Here is a 14,465-nt window from a genome sequence, read left to right as displayed (position 1 = left end):
GGGGCCACAATTCGGGGGAACCGAGAGAGCGGGGCAGGCGCGCAGTGCCGCAACTCGTCATTGAGATCAACGGACAGCAGCGGACTCTGGAGCCCGGGCGGTCCTACACCATCGGGCGCAACCCGCAGTCGGACTTCCCGTTCGACGACGCACGGGTGTCCTGGCACCACGGGACCATGAGCTTCAACGGCAGCGGGTGGCAGCTGGACGACCACGGCAGCACCAACGGGACGTACGTGGCCGGCGCCCGCACCATGCAGGCCCAGCTGTTCCCCGGTGCCGTGGTCAACCTGGGCAACCCGGAGAACGGCCCCCGGCTCGGCTTCTCCGCACCCGCGCACGCCGCGGCTCCGCAGGCCGCCCCGATGCACGAGGCCGCCACCAGCCGCGGCCCGGTGCCCGCACCCCACCAGCCCGCCCCGCAGCAGGGCTGGCCGCAGCACGACCCGTACCAGCAGCCGCAGCAGGCCTGGCCGGGCCACCCGCAGGCGCAGCCGCCGTTCCCGCAGCAGCAGTACGCGCCGCCGCAGGCCCAGCCGGCCCCGCAGCAGCCCCAGCACGGCGGCTTCCCGGAGCAGCAGGGCTTCCCGGCCGCGCCGCAGCACGGCGGCGGTCCCCAGCCGACCGTCATCCGCAACCTGACGTCGGCGATGCGCACCGTCCGGATCGGCCGTGCGCTCGACAACGACATCGTGGTGTCCGACCTCCAGGTCTCCCGCCACCACGCCGAGCTGCGCCAGCTCCCGGACGGCCGCTACGAGATCGTCGACCTCGGCAGCCACAACGGCATCTTCCTCAACGGCCAGCGCGTCCAGCGCCAGCTGATGGGGCCGCAGGACCGCCTGACCGTCGGCCACTCCGGCTTCGTCCTGGTCGGCGACCAGCTGCAGGAGTTCGTCGACACCGGCGCGGTCTCCTTCTCCGCCCGCCACCTGACCGTCGAGGTCGAGCACAAGGGCGCCAAGAAGATCCTGCTCAACGACGTCAGCTTCGGCGTCCCGGAGAAGTCCCTGGTCGCGGTCATCGGCCCGTCCGGCTCCGGCAAGTCGACGCTGCTGCGCGCCCTCACCGGCTACCGCCCGGCCGACCGCGGCGACGTCCTGTACGACGGCCGCAACCTCTACAAGCAGTTCGCCGAACTGCGCTCGCGCATCGGCCTGGTGCCCCAGTCGGAGATCCTGCACAAGGAGCTCACCGTCCGCACCGGCCTCAAGTACGCGGCCCGGCTGCGCTTCCCCGGCGACACCGAGGCGCGCGAGCGCGAGGCCCGGATCGACGAGGTGCTGTACGAGCTGCGCCTGGACAAGCGCGCCGACAACAAGATCACCGCGCTCTCCGGCGGCCAGCAGAAGCGCGTCTCGGTCGCCCTGGAGCTGCTCACCAAGCCGTCGCTGATCTTCCTGGACGAGCCCACCTCGGGCCTCGACCCGGGCATGGACCGCGAGGTCATGCAGATGCTGCGCGGCCTCGCCGACGACGGCCGCACCATCCTGGTCGTCACCCACTCGGTGGCCGAACTCGCGCTCTGCGACCGGCTGCTGGTGATGGCTCCGGGCGGCTCGGTGGCGTACTTCGGCCCGCCGGACGAGGCGCTGCACTTCTTCGGGTACGAGACCTGGGCGGACGTCTTCCAGGCCTTCGAGAACTACCCGGACCACGACTGGGCCGGCCGCTACCGCGGCTCGGTGCACTACCAGCAGTACTCCGCCCCCGACGTGGAGTCGGGCGAGGCGAAGCACGTCCAGGTCGCCCAGGAGGCGATCCGCCCGCCCAAGCCGCAGAGCTGGGGCTCGCAGCTGTGGACGCTGATGCGCCGCTACATGTCGGTGCTCGCCTCGGACCGCGGCTTCCTGGCCCTGTCGGTGCTGCTGCCGGCGGTCATCGGCGCGGTCAGCGTGCTGATCCCCAACGAACCGGGACTCGCGCCCAACCCCAAGACGCAGCTCCACCTCAACAGCGGCGCCGCGACGATCATGCTGATCCTGGCGATCGGCGCCTGCTTCTCCGGAGCGGCCAACTCGGTCCGCGAGTTGATCAAGGAACGGGCGATCTACGAGCGAGAACGAGCCACCGGGCTCTCCCGCTCGGCGTACATGATGTCCAAGATCATCGTGCTGGGCTTCTTCAGCGTGATCCAGGGCGCCATCATCTCCGCCGTCGGCTTCCTGCCGCGCAAGCTCCCCGAGACCGGCCTGATCGTCAAGAACCTTCCGGTCATCGAGATGACCCTCGGCATGATCCTGCTGAGCTTCGCCGCGATGATGTTCGGCCTGATGATCTCCGCGCTGGTGAAGACCGCCGAGAAGACCATGCCGCTGCTGGTCATGTTCGCCATCGTCCAGGTCGTCTTCACCGGCTGCCTCTTCCAGATCTTCAGCAAGCCCGGACTGGAGCAGGTCGCCTGGCTGATGCCGGCCCGCTGGGGCACCGGCATCGTGTCCACCACGCTCGACCTCTCCGTGCTCATGGGCCCCTGGAACAAGGACTTCCAGAACCCCAACTACGACCCGCTGTGGGAGCACAGCGTCGCCCAGTGGGCGATCGACGCCGGCGTGCTGATCGTCATCTCCGTCGTCATCGGCGTCATCGTGACCCGGCTCCAGCGCCGGCACGAGCCCGAGGTCATGCAGAAGGGCTGACCCCTTCTCCGACGTCCGCCCGAGGGGCGGCCCTCCCACCGGGGGCCGCCCCTCGGGCGTTCCCGGCGTTCCCGGCGGTCGCGTCGCGACCCGGGCGGTCGAGGGCGGTCCCGGGCGCCCCGGGCGGTGCTCGGCGGCCCCGGGGCGGGCCCTGCGGCCTAGGTCCCCGGACCCGGGCCCGGGGCGGCCGGGGACGGACGCGGCGCCCGTCACGGCGGCGGTAGTTTGGCGGTATGCCCAGCACCACCGGAGACCACCGGGCCCACCACGGCCCGCTGCCCGCCTGCGAACCGTGCCTGTCCGGCATCGAGGCCGTCAGCCAGGCCCTGCTCGCCATGAGCCGGCACCTCGAGGTCCGGGAGGTGCTGCGCCGCATCACCGCCTCCGCCCGCGGCCTGCTCGGCGCCGAGTACGCGGCCCTCGGCGTGCCCGACGACCACGGGGGCTTCGCCCAGTTCGTCGTCGACGGCGTCACCGACGAGCAGTGGCGGGCCATCGGCCCGCTGCCCCGGCAGCACGGCGTGCTCGGCGCGATGCTGCACGAGACCGGCCCCACCCGGCTCGTCGACGTCCGCAAGGCACCCGCCTTCGAGGGGTGGCCCGCGGCCCACCCCGACATGGACGCCTTCCTGGGCATGCCGATCCTGGACACCGACGCGGCCGAGGACGAGCCGCAGGTGATGGGCGTCATCTTCCTCGCCAACAAGCGCGGCGGCGGCCTCTTCACCGACCACGACGAGGAACTGCTGCGGATCCTCGCAGCGCACGCCGCCCTCGCCCTGTCCAACGCCCGGCTGTACGAGCGCAGCCGCGAACTCACCCTGGCCGGCGAGCGCGCCCGGATCGCCCACGACCTCCATGACGCCGTCTCACAGAAGCTCTTCTCGCTCCGGCTCACGGCCAAGGCGGCCGCCAAGCTCGTCGACCGCGACCCGGCCCGGGCCCGCGCCGAGCTCGCCGAGGTCGCCCGGCTGGCCGCCGAGGCGGCCGACGAACTGCGCGCCGTCGTCGTGGAACTGCGGCCCGCCGCCCTGGAGGAGGACGGGCTCAGCGCCACCCTCGCCTCCCAGGTGCAGGTCCTCGACCGGGCGCACACCGCCGACGTCGCCTTCGCCGCCGACGGCGTCCGGGCGCTGCCGCCCGCCCAGGAGGCCGCGCTGCTGAGAGTCGCCCAGGAGGCGCTGCACAACGCGCTGCGCCACTCCGGCGCCCGCCGGGTCACCGTCACGCTGGCCGGGACACCGGCCCGCGGCGCGCTGCTGCGGGTGCACGACGACGGGCGCGGCTTCGACCCGGAGTCCGTCCGCCGGGCCGGCCGCCACCTCGGCCTGGCCTCGATGCGCGACCGCGCGGCCGCCGTCGGCGGCACGCTCACCCTGGAGTCGGCCCCCGGCCGGGGGACGCTCGTCGAGATGGAGGTCCCCGGTGCCTGAGAGCACACCGTCGATCCGCGTCCTGCTGGTCGACGACCACCAGGTGGTCCGGCGCGGACTGCGCACCTTCCTGGAGGTCCAGGACGACATCGAGGTGGTCGGCGAGGCCGCCGACGGGGCGGAGGGCATCGAACGGGCCCGCGAACTCGACCCCGATGTCGTCCTGATGGACCTCAAGATGCCCGGCGTCGACGGCATCGAGGCGCTGCGCACGCTCAAGGGGGAGGGCAGCCGGGCCCGGATCCTGATCGTCACCAGCTTCACCGAGCACCGCACGATGGTCCCCGCGCTGCGGGCCGGAGCGGCCGGGTACGTCTACAAGGACGTGGACCCGGAGGCGCTGGCCGGGGCGATCCGTTCGGTGCACGCCGGCCACGTCCTGCTCCAGCCCGAACTGGCCGAGGCGCTGCTCTCCGACGACGGCCCGCGCGCGCCGCAGGGCCGCGGCGGCACGCTCACCGAGCGCGAGCGCGAGGTGCTCGGCCACATCGCCGACGGCCGCTCCAACCGGGAGATCGCCCGCAGCCTGCACCTCTCGGAGAAGACGGTGAAGACCCACGTGTCCAACATCCTCATGAAGCTGGACCTGGCCGACCGCACCCAGGCGGCACTCTGGGCCGTCCGCCACGGCGCGACCCGGGAGGGGTAGCGCGCGCGACGGCGGCGCCGGGACCCGGCACGCCTCAGCGGTCGTCCCGCTCGTCGACGAGGGCGTTGTAGGCGGCCACCTGGGCGCGCCGGGCGGTGCGCCGCAGCGGGGCCAGGACGGACTGGCGGGCCGCCATCTCCGAGGCGCTGACGGCGGCGCCGTGCCCGCCGGACGCGATGGCCAGCAGCGCGGACACCTGACGGGCCGACTCCAGGACCCGGACGGCCCGGGGCGGGTAGCCGGGGGCGAGCAGCTCGCCGTGGCCGCGGCGGCGGTAGGCGTCCAGCGCGCGCAGGGCCTCGGGCCCGGCACCGGCCACGTCGAGGCGGGTGAGCAGCACGGTCGCCTCCCGCAGCACGTCCGCCAGCTCCCGCTCGGCCTCGTGCAGCGAGGGAACGTCCGCCGGAGGGGCGTCGTCGACCTCGGAACAGCGCCACAGCACGGTGGCCGAGCGGTCGCCGGCCGGGCCGTACACGTCCACCTCCGGCACCAGCCCGAGCGGCGCGCCCACGGCCAGGACGGCCTCGCCCGCGTCCATGGCCCGCTCGTTGAAGGCCTTCGGACCGGTCAGCCCGATCGGGTGCCCGGCCGAGGGCAGCGCGAGCCGCAGGCCCCGTACACCGAGCACCCGCAGCCGCCCCAGCGCCCAGGTCAGTCCGTGCCGCTCGCCGGGCCCGTCACCGGGCAGCCCGGTCACCCGGTGGACCTCGTCCGAGCCCAGGACGGCCGCGGCGGCGTCGTCCGGCGGCACCAGGCCCGCCAGCAGGGCGTTGCCCCATGCGGTGAGCCGCCCCGAACGGGGCTCTTCGTACGGATTGTCGGCAGGTGTCACGAGCATCCGGCCAGCCTACGGAATCGGCGGTCATCCGCGTGGCGTAGGTTTGCCCATGCGTGTGCGGCGCACCCACCCCGTGCCCACCGGCCGCCGGAGTAGGCTCGCCGCCCGCACCGACGGCCGAGAATCTTGTTTTTGGGGAAGGCATAGGCATGAGCGACGTGCTGGAGCTGGTGGACGTATCCGTGGTCCGGGAGGGGCGCGCGCTGGTCGACCAGGTCTCGTGGTCCATCTCCGAGGGCGAGCGCTGGGTCATTCTGGGCCCGAACGGCGCCGGCAAGACCACGCTGTTGCAGATCGCCTCCTCGTACCTGTTCCCGACCTCGGGCAAGGTCACGGTGCTGGGCGAGAAGCTCGGCGAGATCGACGTCTTCGAGCTGCGCTCCCGGATCGGCCTGGCCGGTGCCGCGATGTTCGACAAGCTGCCGGCCGAGCAGACCGTGCTCCAGACCGTCCTCACCGCCGCGTACGGCATGACGGTCAGCTGGCAGGAGACCTACGAGCAGTCGGACGAGGGCCGGGCCCTCGCCCTGCTGGACCGCCTCGGCATGGCCGGCCTCACCGACCGCAAGTTCGGCACCCTCTCCGAGGGCGAGCGCAAGCGCACCCTGATCGCCCGCGCCCTGATGACCGACCCCGAGCTGCTGCTGCTCGACGAGCCGGCCGCCGGCCTGGACCTCGGCGGCCGCGAGGACCTGGTCCGCCGGCTCGGCGCGCTCGCCCAGGACGAGTTCGCCCCGGCGATGGCGATGGTCACCCACCACGTCGAGGAGATCGCGCCCGGCTTCACCCACGTCCTGATGATCCGTCAGGGGAAGGTGCTCACGGCCGGCCCGATCGACACCGAGCTGACCGCCCGCAACCTCTCCAAGTGCTTCGGCCTGCCGCTGACCCTGGAGCGGCACGGAGACCGCTGGTCGGCCCAGGGTCTGCCGCTGGGCTGACGCCCCGTCCGTCCGCCATCCGGAAGGCCGTCGGGAACCGGTCGCACGCGCGACCGGTTTCCGCCCCTCGACCTGCGGGAACTGTCCGCCTCGAAGGCCTTCGCTCCCTAGGATGGACGTGTGGACAGCTGGATCTGGTGGCTCCTTGCCGCCGCAGGGCTCGGCATACCGCTGGTGCTGACCGCGATGCCGGAGTTCGCCATGTTCGCGGTCGGGGCGCTGGCCGCCTCCGGCGTGGCCGCACTGGGCGGGGGAGTGGTCCTGGAGACCGTGACCTTCGTCCTCGTCTCGGTCGCCCTGGTGGCCTTCGTCCGCCCGATCGCCTACCGGCAGCTCCAGCGGGGCCCGCAGGTCAAGATGGGCATCGAGGCGCTCCAGGGCGCCACCGCGGTCGTCGCGGAAACCGTCGACGGGGAGGGCGGGCGGATCAAGCTGAACGGCGAGATCTGGTCGGCCCGTGCGCTCCACCCGGGCCAGGTGTACCAGCCCGGGCAGCAGGTCGACGTCGTCGAAATCCAGGGCGCGACCGCCCTGGTCGTCTAGGGGAGAGTCCGTGGAACCCGTCCTTATCGTTTTGGTCGTCCTGGTCGTGGTGGCCTTCATCGCGCTGATCAAGACGATCCAGGTCATCCCGCAGGCCAGCGCCGCGATCGTGGAGCGCTTCGGCCGCTACACCCGGACGCTCAACGCGGGGCTGAACATCGTCGTCCCGTTCATCGACCGGGTCCGCAACCGGATCGACCTGCGCGAGCAGGTCGTGCCGTTCCCGCCCCAGCCAGTGATCACCCAGGACAACCTGGTCGTCAACATCGACACCGTCATCTACTACCAGGTGACCGACCCCCGCGCCGCGACCTACGAGGTCGCCAGCTACATCCAGGCGATCGAGCAGCTCACCGTCACCACCCTGCGCAACATCATCGGCTCGATGGACCTGGAGTCCACCCTGACCTCGCGCGAGGTCATCAACGCCGGCCTGCGCGGCGTCCTGGACGAGGCCACCGGCAAGTGGGGCATCCGGGTCAACCGGGTCGAGCTGAAGGCGATCGAGCCGCCGACCTCCATCCAGGACTCGATGGAGAAGCAGATGCGCGCCGACCGCGACAAGCGTGCCGCGATCCTCACCGCCGAAGGCCAGCGCCAGGCCCAGATCCTCAAGGCCGAGGGCGAGAAGCAGGCCGAGGTGCTCAAGGCCGAGGGTGAGGCGCAGGCCGCGGTGCTGCGCGCGGACGGTGAGGCGGCCGCGATCCGGACGGTCTTCGAGGCCATCCACGACGGCGACGCCGACCAGAAGCTGCTCGCCTACCAGTACCTCCAGACCCTGCCCGAGCTGGCCAAGGGCGACTCCAACAAGCTGTGGATCATCCCCAGCGAGGTCGGCGACGCGCTCAAGGGCCTCGGCGGCGCCTTCACCGGCCTGACCGGCAACGGCGGCGTGAACGGCGGCGCGGTCGCGGCGCCCAGCGTCCCGCAGACGGCCCCGGCGGCCACCCAGGTGCCGCTGGACCCGGCGTCCGGCCCGCGGCCGGTGGACACCGAGAAGGGCGCCGCCCGCCCCCGGGTGGACCCGGCGCGGGAGTACCCGAAGATCGACCCGGAGTGACGGGTCGGACCGTGCTCCGCGGAGGGCCCGTCGCCGGGAGGCGGCGGGCCCTCCGCCTGTCGCGGCGCCGGCCCGGGCGGACCGGGCGCTGTGGCGTGCGTCCCGAATCGTGGGAGGGTCTGGTCGGGCCGTACGGCCGTCCGGCATGATCCCCCGGACAGGACCGAGAGGAGAGCCGACCCATGACGCTCTGGGAGTCGATCGCCGTCCTGGTGGCGGGCGTCGGCGCCGGGATGATCAACGTGATCGTCGGTTCCGGCACCCTGATCACCTTCCCGGTCCTGCTCGCCGTCGGCATCCCCCCGGTCACCGCCAACGTCTCCAACGCCTTCGGCCTGGTCCCCGGCTCGCTCAGCGGCGTGATCGGGTACCGCCGTGAACTGGCCGACCAGGGCCGCCGCGTGCTGCGGATGGGCACCGCCTCGCTGCTCGGCGGGCTGCTCGGCGCGCTGCTGCTGGTCAAGCTGCCGAGCGGGGCCTTCGACGCGATCGTCCCGGCGCTGATCCTGCTCGCGCTCGTCCTGGTGGTGGTCCAGCCCCGGGTGGCCAAGGCCGTCGCGGCGCGCCGCCGCCCCGACGGCGATCCGGACGGCGGCCCGGTGCTGCTGGTCGGTGTGTTCCTGACCGGCATCTACGGCGGCTACTTCGGTGCCGCGCAGGGCGTGCTGCTGATGGCGCTGATGGGCATGCTGCTCCAGGAGGACCTCCAGCGGATCAACGCGGTGAAGAACGCCCTGGCGATGATCGTCAACGCGGTCGCCGCGCTCTTCTTCCTCTTCACCTCGACCGTGAACTGGGCGGCCGCCGGGCTGATCGCGGCGGGCTCGTTGGTCGGCGGCCTGCTCGGCGCCAAGGTCGGCCGCCGGCTCCCGCCGACCGCGCTGCGCGGTGTCATCGTGGTGGTCGGCCTGGTGGCCGTCACCAAGCTGTTGCTGAGCTGAACGAACGTCAGACCGTCTGACCGTCTGCACATCGGAGGAGTACGCCATGGCCCTGGAGATGCGTGAGAGCTGCGAGCGCTGCGAGGTGTCGCTGACCGCGGACGGCGGCGCCTCGATATGTTCCTACGAGTGCACCTTCTGCCCGGACTGCACCGAGGCCATGGCCGGCGCCTGTCCCAACTGCGGCGGCGAGCTGGCGGTCCGTCCGCGCCGGAAGGCCGCCTGACACCGGACCCCGGACCACCCGGGGGCCCGGTACCCCGGACCGACGACCCACCAGGAGCGCGGCGATGAGCAGCAGGGCACGGCTGAGCGAGGACGAGATCACGGCGGCCCTGGCGGCGCTGCCGCAGTGGGAGCGGGAGGGCGACAGCATCGTCCGGACCGCCGACGCCCCGGACTTCCCGGCCGCGATCCGGGTGGTCGGTGCCGTCGCCGAGCAGGCCGAGGCGCTCGACCACCACCCCGACATCGACATCCGCTGGCGCACCCTGCGCTTCGTGCTGTCCACCCACAGCGCCGGCGGCCTCACCGGTCTGGACCTCACCCTCGCCGCCCGGATCGACGAGGCCCTGCGCGCCGAGTCGGCCGGCTGACCGACCGTACGGCCGGAAAGCGGGGCCCCGGACGACCGAGGGCCCGGGCCGCGTCCCCGGCCGGGCGTGAGATGCTGACTGCCGCATCGGCAGGCAGGCGGCTCGGAGGGACGGAACGGATGGCGCAGGAGCCCTTCGGAGACGCCCACCCCCGACAGCCGTGGCCGCCCCAGGGCCACGCGGACTGGCCGAACGACGGGTACGGCGGGTACGCCGAGCAGCAGCAGGTGCCGGAGCAGCCGTTGCCGTGGCAGTCGCAGTCGCAGCCGCAACCGGGTCACGGCCCGGCGGAGCACGGGCAGCAGCCGCAGGCCGGCCAGAGCGACCAGGTCGGCTACGGGCACTCCGGTTACGACCACGGCGGGTACGGCCAGAGCGGGTACGACCAGGGCGGGTACGGGCAGAGCGGCTACGGGCACGCCGGTTACGACCAGGGCGGGCACGGCCGGACCGGCCAGGTCGAGGGCGGCTACGTCCAGGGCCAGTACGGCGAGCAGGAGCAGTACCAGCCGTATCCGCCGTACCAGGACCATCCGCTGCAGCACCAGCCGTACGCGCCGTACGCCGCCGCGCAGCAGCCCACCGCTGACGGGCTGTACGTCCCGGCGGGGGCGGAGTACTCGGCGGACGGCTACGTGCACATCGAGGAGGCCGAGCCGGCGCCCGCGCCCGTCCCCGAGGATCGCGCCGAGACCCCTCCGCAGGCCCCCGGCGTGACGGCCGAGCGCGTCGCGCCGTCGCGGGCCGCCGCACGCCGGGGCGCCGGCGGCGGTTCCGGCAGCGCCGCGGGCTCCGGCTCCGCACTGTCCGCCAGGGCCCGGAAGGCCGCCGGCGCTGTGCTGACCGGCGATCACGTGCCCAGTCGCAAGACCCTGCTGGTGCGGACCGGCGCAGGAGTGGCCGCGCTGGGCGTGCTGGCGGTGGCCGGGCTGATGGTCGGCACCGAGGGCGGCGGCAGCGCGGCGGCGAGCAGCGGCGGTGAGCCGGGCTTCGCGGTGGCACACACCCGGGCGTGGGCCGCGCAGCCCGCCGCGGCCGGTCCGGCCGGTCCGGCCGGGGGCGACGACACGCTGATCGGCAGCTGGCCGCTGGCCGACGCGGTGGTCCGGGCCGACGGCTCCGGGGTGCACGCGTACGACCGGGCGGGCGGCAAGCTCGCCTGGTCGGTGGAGCCGCCGGCCGCCGGGGCCGTCCCGTGCGGGCTGTCGGCGGGGGTGAACCAGGCGGGCCTGGGCGCGGCGCTGTTCCGTCCGCAGGCCGATCCGAAGAGCCCCTGCACGCTGGTGGTCGCCGTGGACACCAAGACCGGCAGGACCGCCTGGACCAAGGCCCTCTCGGACGCCAAGGGCGCCTACTCGGCCCGGGTCGGCGTCACCGAGGACAAGGTGATCGCGGTCGGCGACGACCGGGTGCTGGCCTGGGAGTCGGCCGACGGGAAGGACGTCTGGCAGTACACCGGCCAGGGCAAGTTCTGCACACTGTCCGGCGGGGTCAGCGGCAAGACCGTGCTGGTCGCCTCCTCCTGCGCCGACTCGACCCCCGCGGACCAGGCCGTCGCGCTGAACACCGCCGACGGCAAGGTCAGTTGGTGGCGGGGCCTGAACAACCAGCCGAAGACGGTGACCGTGCTGTCCGCCGAGCCGGCCGTGGTCCTCACCACCGGCGAGAAGCCGGAGAACGACCGGGTGTTCGCCTGGGGCACCGCCGGCGACCCGGCCGCCGAGATCCCGGTGGCCGTCGACGGCGGCCGACTGGACGTCGCCCACGGTACGTTTTCGGCCACTCCCGGCGTGTACTTCGAGGGCCGCACGATGGTCACCACCCTGGCTCCGCCGAACGGCGGCGGGCAGGTGGCCGCGGTCGGCTACGACCTGGACACCGGCAAGCAGCGCTGGAAGGTGCCGACCGCCGCCAAGGGCGCCGTCCGGGCCGTCGGCATCGACGGCGGGTCGCTGGTGCTCGCCGCCGACGAACGCCGCGACCAGCCCGCCCGCCTCAGCCGGTTCCCGCTGGCGGGCGGCCAGGAGGCCACCGGCGGCAACTTCCCCTCCGGCACCGGCTCGCTGCTGATCTCCGGACGGGTGCTGATCGGCGGCGGGCAGGTGGTCGTGGTGCCGGAGCACTCGACCAACTACGGCACGGCGGCGGGGTACCAGGCGAAGGACTGACGCCTTCCGCCCTGCCTGCTCCACGCCCGCCGCCGTCACCTCCGTTGCCGGCCGCCTTCAGTCGCCGTCCGTTGCCTTCGGCCGCCGTCCGTTGCCTTCGGCCGCCGTCCGTCGCCGGGTGTCGTCGGATGTGCGCTCAGGCCGCCGAGACGGGCCGGCCCGGTACGACCGGCAGCCAGTCGGCGAGGTCGCGGACCTCCGAGCTGCGCAGACCGAGCGCCAGCATCAGGCTGGCCTGCGGCGTCGGCTCGAACGGGCGGCGCAGCAGCTTCATCCCGGCCTGCTCCGGCGTGCGGTCCGCCTTGCGCTGGTTGTCCTCCGCGCACGCGGCGACGGTGTTGATCCAGCTGTCCGCACCACCGCGCGACCTGGGCTGGAGGTGGTCCACCGTGGTGGCCCGCCGTCCGCAGTAGGCGCAGAGGTGCTGGTCCCGGGCCAGGACACCCCGCCGCGACCACGGAGCCCGTTGTCGGAACGGCACCCGTACGTACCGTTGCAGTCTGATCACCCGTGGCACCGGGACGGCCACGTCCGTCCCCCGGATCGAGCGCAGCGGATGCGCCTGCTCCACCACCGCCTTGTCCTGGAGCACCAGGACGACGGCGCGCTGGAGCGACACCGTCGTCAGGGGCTCGTAGCTCGCGTTCAGAACCAGCGTGTTGCGCACTCGGCACACCCTTCCCGCGGGCGTGCCACGGCGGCACGACCGTCTCCACACACGTCACTGCCGCCGCACGGCGGTGGAACCACTCTGAATGGGCCCGCAGCCGTCGAACAACGGAATTTCCGGTATCGGGGAGGGGCCGGGGAACGGACGCCGCCCGACCGGTGGGGCGCCTCGGGGGAAACTCGCCGGCCGGGACCGCGTAGGCTCTATCAGGCTGGAGTCGTACCGACCCGGGGCCCGACCGAACCGGGCCAGCACTGGGCGGACGCCCGATCGAAGGAGAAGCGTGACCGTGACGGACATCGTCGACGAGCTGCGGTGGCGTGGGCTGATCGCCCTGTCCACCGACGAGGACGCACTGCGCAAGGCGTTCGCGGACGGCCCGGTCACGTTCTATTGCGGCTTCGACCCGACGGCCCCCAGCCTGCACCTCGGCAACCTGGTGCAGATCCTCACCATGCGCCGCATCCAGCAGGCGGGGAACCTCCCGCTCGGCCTGGTCGGCGGCGCCACGGGCCTGATCGGCGACCCGAAGCCCACCGCCGAGCGCGTGCTCAACGACCCCGAGACGGTGGCCGGCTGGGTCGAGCGGCTGCGCGGCCAGATCTCGCGCTTCCTGGACTTCGACGGCCCGTACGCGGCGCGCATGGTCAACAACCTGGACTGGACGTCCGGCATGTCGGCGATCAGCCTGCTGCGTGACGTGGGCAAGTACTTCCGGGTCAACAACATGATCGCCAAGGAGGCCGTCGCCCGACGGCTCAACTCCGACGCGGGCATCAGCTACACCGAGTTCAGCTACCAGATCCTGCAGGGCATGGACTACCTGGAGCTGAACCGCCGCTACGGCTGCACGCTGCAGACCGGCGGCAGCGACCAGTGGGGCAACCTCACCGCCGGCACGGACCTGATCCGCAAGGCCGACGGCAAGTCCGTCCACGCGCTGGCCACGCCGCTGATCGTCAAGGCCGACGGCACGAAGTTCGGCAAGACCGAGTCCGGCACGGTCTGGCTCGACCCCGAGCTGACCACCCCGTACGCCTTCTACCAGTTCTGGCTGAACGCGGACGACCGGGACGTCCCCAACTTCCTGCGGATCTTCAGCTTCCGCTCGAAGGAGGAGATCGAGGAGCTGGAGCGCGAGACCACCGAGCGCCCCGCCGCCCGCCTCGCCCAGCGGGCCCTAGCCGAGGAGCTCACCACGCTGGTGCACGGCGCGGAGCAGTACGAGCGCGCGGTCGCCGCGTCCAAGGCGCTGTTCGGTCAGGGCGACCTCGCCGACCTGGAGGCCCCGACCCTGGCCGCCGCCCTGGCCGAGGTCCCGAAGGCCGAGGTGACCGAGCTCCAGACGGTGGTCGACCTGCTGGTCGCCGTCGGCCTGTCGCCGAGCCGCTCGGCCGCCCGTCGGACGATCAAGGAAGGCGGCGCCTACCTCAACAACGCCAAGGTGACGGACGAGGAGGCAGTGCCGTCCGAGGCCGACCTGCTGCACGGCCGCTGGCTCGTGCTGCGGCGCGGCAAGCGGAACCTGGCGGCGGCGGAGCTGGTCGCCGCCGGCTGACGCTTGGCGCGCTTGGCTGAGAACGCACCCGCTCTGAGCTGTGGCTTTGAGCCCCGAGGGCCGGATCTGGACAGATCCGGCCCTCGGGGTTTGACGGTGTCGCCCCGATGGCCTAGTGTTGAAAGTCGCTGGAGCGGCCATCCACTCAGCTCGACCCACCCTCACCCCGGTCCCCATGAAAATGGGCTCCTTGGCGTTCCCGTCAACCAGGGCGAGTGTGAATTTCGAGTGACACTCGGAATGAGCTAAAGTGGTGGACGTCGCGAAAGTGGCCCCGGCCAGTTCGGGAAATCGGATGAATGAAACTCCGGAAAACGGAGCGGAAAACATCTGATAAGCTGGAAACACGGAAGAACGAAGCCCGGAGGGCCTGCTGGAAGGCGGCTCGAAGGAAGCGTCCGTTCCTTGAGAACTCAACAGCGTGCCAAA

Annotated in this window: 13 protein-coding genes; 11 read left to right on the top strand and 2 right to left on the bottom strand. The window is 72.7% G+C overall.

The window, feature by feature from the left end; translation table 11 throughout:
- Positions 1 to 44 precede the first annotated feature (44 nt).
- From ACIQI7_RS18840 to ACIQI7_RS18830, 3 genes are all read left to right on the top strand, one after another.
- The gene (locus tag ACIQI7_RS18840) at positions 45 to 2,639 is read left to right on the top strand and encodes an FHA domain-containing protein (RefSeq protein ID WP_401111113.1); all 2,595 of its coding nucleotides are present in this window, start codon (positions 45 to 47) and stop codon (positions 2,637 to 2,639) included.
- A 335-nt stretch (positions 2,640 to 2,974) separates the two neighbouring features.
- Complete coding sequence (locus tag ACIQI7_RS18835) at positions 2,975 to 4,072, top strand: GAF domain-containing sensor histidine kinase (RefSeq protein ID WP_401111700.1); 1,098 nt, start codon at positions 2,975 to 2,977, stop codon at positions 4,070 to 4,072.
- The gene (locus ACIQI7_RS18830; protein ID WP_387758514.1) at positions 4,065 to 4,721 is read left to right on the top strand and encodes a response regulator; all 657 of its coding nucleotides are present in this window, start codon (positions 4,065 to 4,067) and stop codon (positions 4,719 to 4,721) included. The genes ACIQI7_RS18835 and ACIQI7_RS18830 overlap by 8 nt, the downstream gene beginning before the upstream one ends.
- Positions 4,722 to 4,755: 34 nt before the next feature.
- On the opposite strand, the gene ACIQI7_RS18825 is transcribed toward ACIQI7_RS18830, so the two are convergent.
- Positions 4,756 to 5,559: a hypothetical protein gene (locus ACIQI7_RS18825; RefSeq protein WP_401111109.1), complete on the bottom strand. Its 804-nt coding sequence runs from the start codon at positions 5,557 to 5,559 to the stop codon at positions 4,756 to 4,758.
- A 149-nt stretch (positions 5,560 to 5,708) separates the two neighbouring features.
- Here ACIQI7_RS18825 and ACIQI7_RS18820 point away from each other — a divergent pair, with 149 nt between their 5' ends.
- From ACIQI7_RS18820 to ACIQI7_RS18790, 7 genes are all read left to right on the top strand, one after another.
- The gene (locus ACIQI7_RS18820; RefSeq protein WP_097235722.1) at positions 5,709 to 6,500 is read left to right on the top strand and encodes an ABC transporter ATP-binding protein; all 792 of its coding nucleotides are present in this window, start codon (positions 5,709 to 5,711) and stop codon (positions 6,498 to 6,500) included.
- 120 nt (positions 6,501 to 6,620) lie between these two features.
- On the top strand, positions 6,621 to 7,043 hold the full coding sequence (locus ACIQI7_RS18815; protein ID WP_387758517.1) for an NfeD family protein: 423 nt from the start codon (positions 6,621 to 6,623) through the stop codon (positions 7,041 to 7,043).
- 10 nt (positions 7,044 to 7,053) lie between these two features.
- Complete coding sequence (locus ACIQI7_RS18810; protein WP_387758518.1) at positions 7,054 to 8,103, top strand: SPFH domain-containing protein; 1,050 nt, start codon at positions 7,054 to 7,056, stop codon at positions 8,101 to 8,103.
- Between the two features lie 182 nt (positions 8,104 to 8,285).
- Complete coding sequence (locus tag ACIQI7_RS18805) at positions 8,286 to 9,044, top strand: sulfite exporter TauE/SafE family protein (protein WP_401111103.1); 759 nt, start codon at positions 8,286 to 8,288, stop codon at positions 9,042 to 9,044.
- A gap of 46 nt (positions 9,045 to 9,090) precedes the next feature.
- Positions 9,091 to 9,270: a DUF1272 domain-containing protein gene (locus tag ACIQI7_RS18800; protein ID WP_401111101.1), complete on the top strand. Its 180-nt coding sequence runs from the start codon at positions 9,091 to 9,093 to the stop codon at positions 9,268 to 9,270.
- Between the two features lie 64 nt (positions 9,271 to 9,334).
- The gene (locus tag ACIQI7_RS18795) at positions 9,335 to 9,640 is read left to right on the top strand and encodes a 4a-hydroxytetrahydrobiopterin dehydratase (protein WP_401111098.1); all 306 of its coding nucleotides are present in this window, start codon (positions 9,335 to 9,337) and stop codon (positions 9,638 to 9,640) included.
- A gap of 119 nt (positions 9,641 to 9,759) precedes the next feature.
- The gene (locus ACIQI7_RS18790) at positions 9,760 to 11,808 is read left to right on the top strand and encodes a PQQ-binding-like beta-propeller repeat protein (protein ID WP_401111095.1); all 2,049 of its coding nucleotides are present in this window, start codon (positions 9,760 to 9,762) and stop codon (positions 11,806 to 11,808) included.
- Positions 11,809 to 11,944: 136 nt separating this feature from the next.
- Here the strand turns inward: ACIQI7_RS18790 and ACIQI7_RS18785 are convergent, their stop codons facing one another.
- Positions 11,945 to 12,475 carry an HNH endonuclease gene (locus ACIQI7_RS18785; RefSeq protein WP_401111092.1) on the bottom strand — a complete coding sequence of 177 codons (531 nt, stop codon included), beginning with the start codon at positions 12,473 to 12,475 and terminating at the stop codon, positions 11,945 to 11,947.
- Positions 12,476 to 12,767: 292 nt separating this feature from the next.
- On the opposite strand from ACIQI7_RS18785, the gene tyrS reads away from it, so the two are divergent.
- Positions 12,768 to 14,036, top strand: a complete 1,269-nt coding sequence (gene tyrS / locus ACIQI7_RS18780) for a tyrosine--tRNA ligase (RefSeq protein WP_401111697.1) — start codon at positions 12,768 to 12,770, stop codon at positions 14,034 to 14,036.
- The last annotated feature ends 429 nt before the right edge of the window (positions 14,037 to 14,465 follow it).

Origin of the sequence: Kitasatospora sp. NPDC092039, from assembly GCF_044756065.1 — a bacterium.
In the GTDB taxonomy this organism is placed as follows: domain Bacteria; phylum Actinomycetota; class Actinomycetes; order Streptomycetales; family Streptomycetaceae; genus Kitasatospora.
Note: the sequence above shows the minus strand (reverse complement) of the source record. Positions and strands in the feature narration are given on the sequence as shown.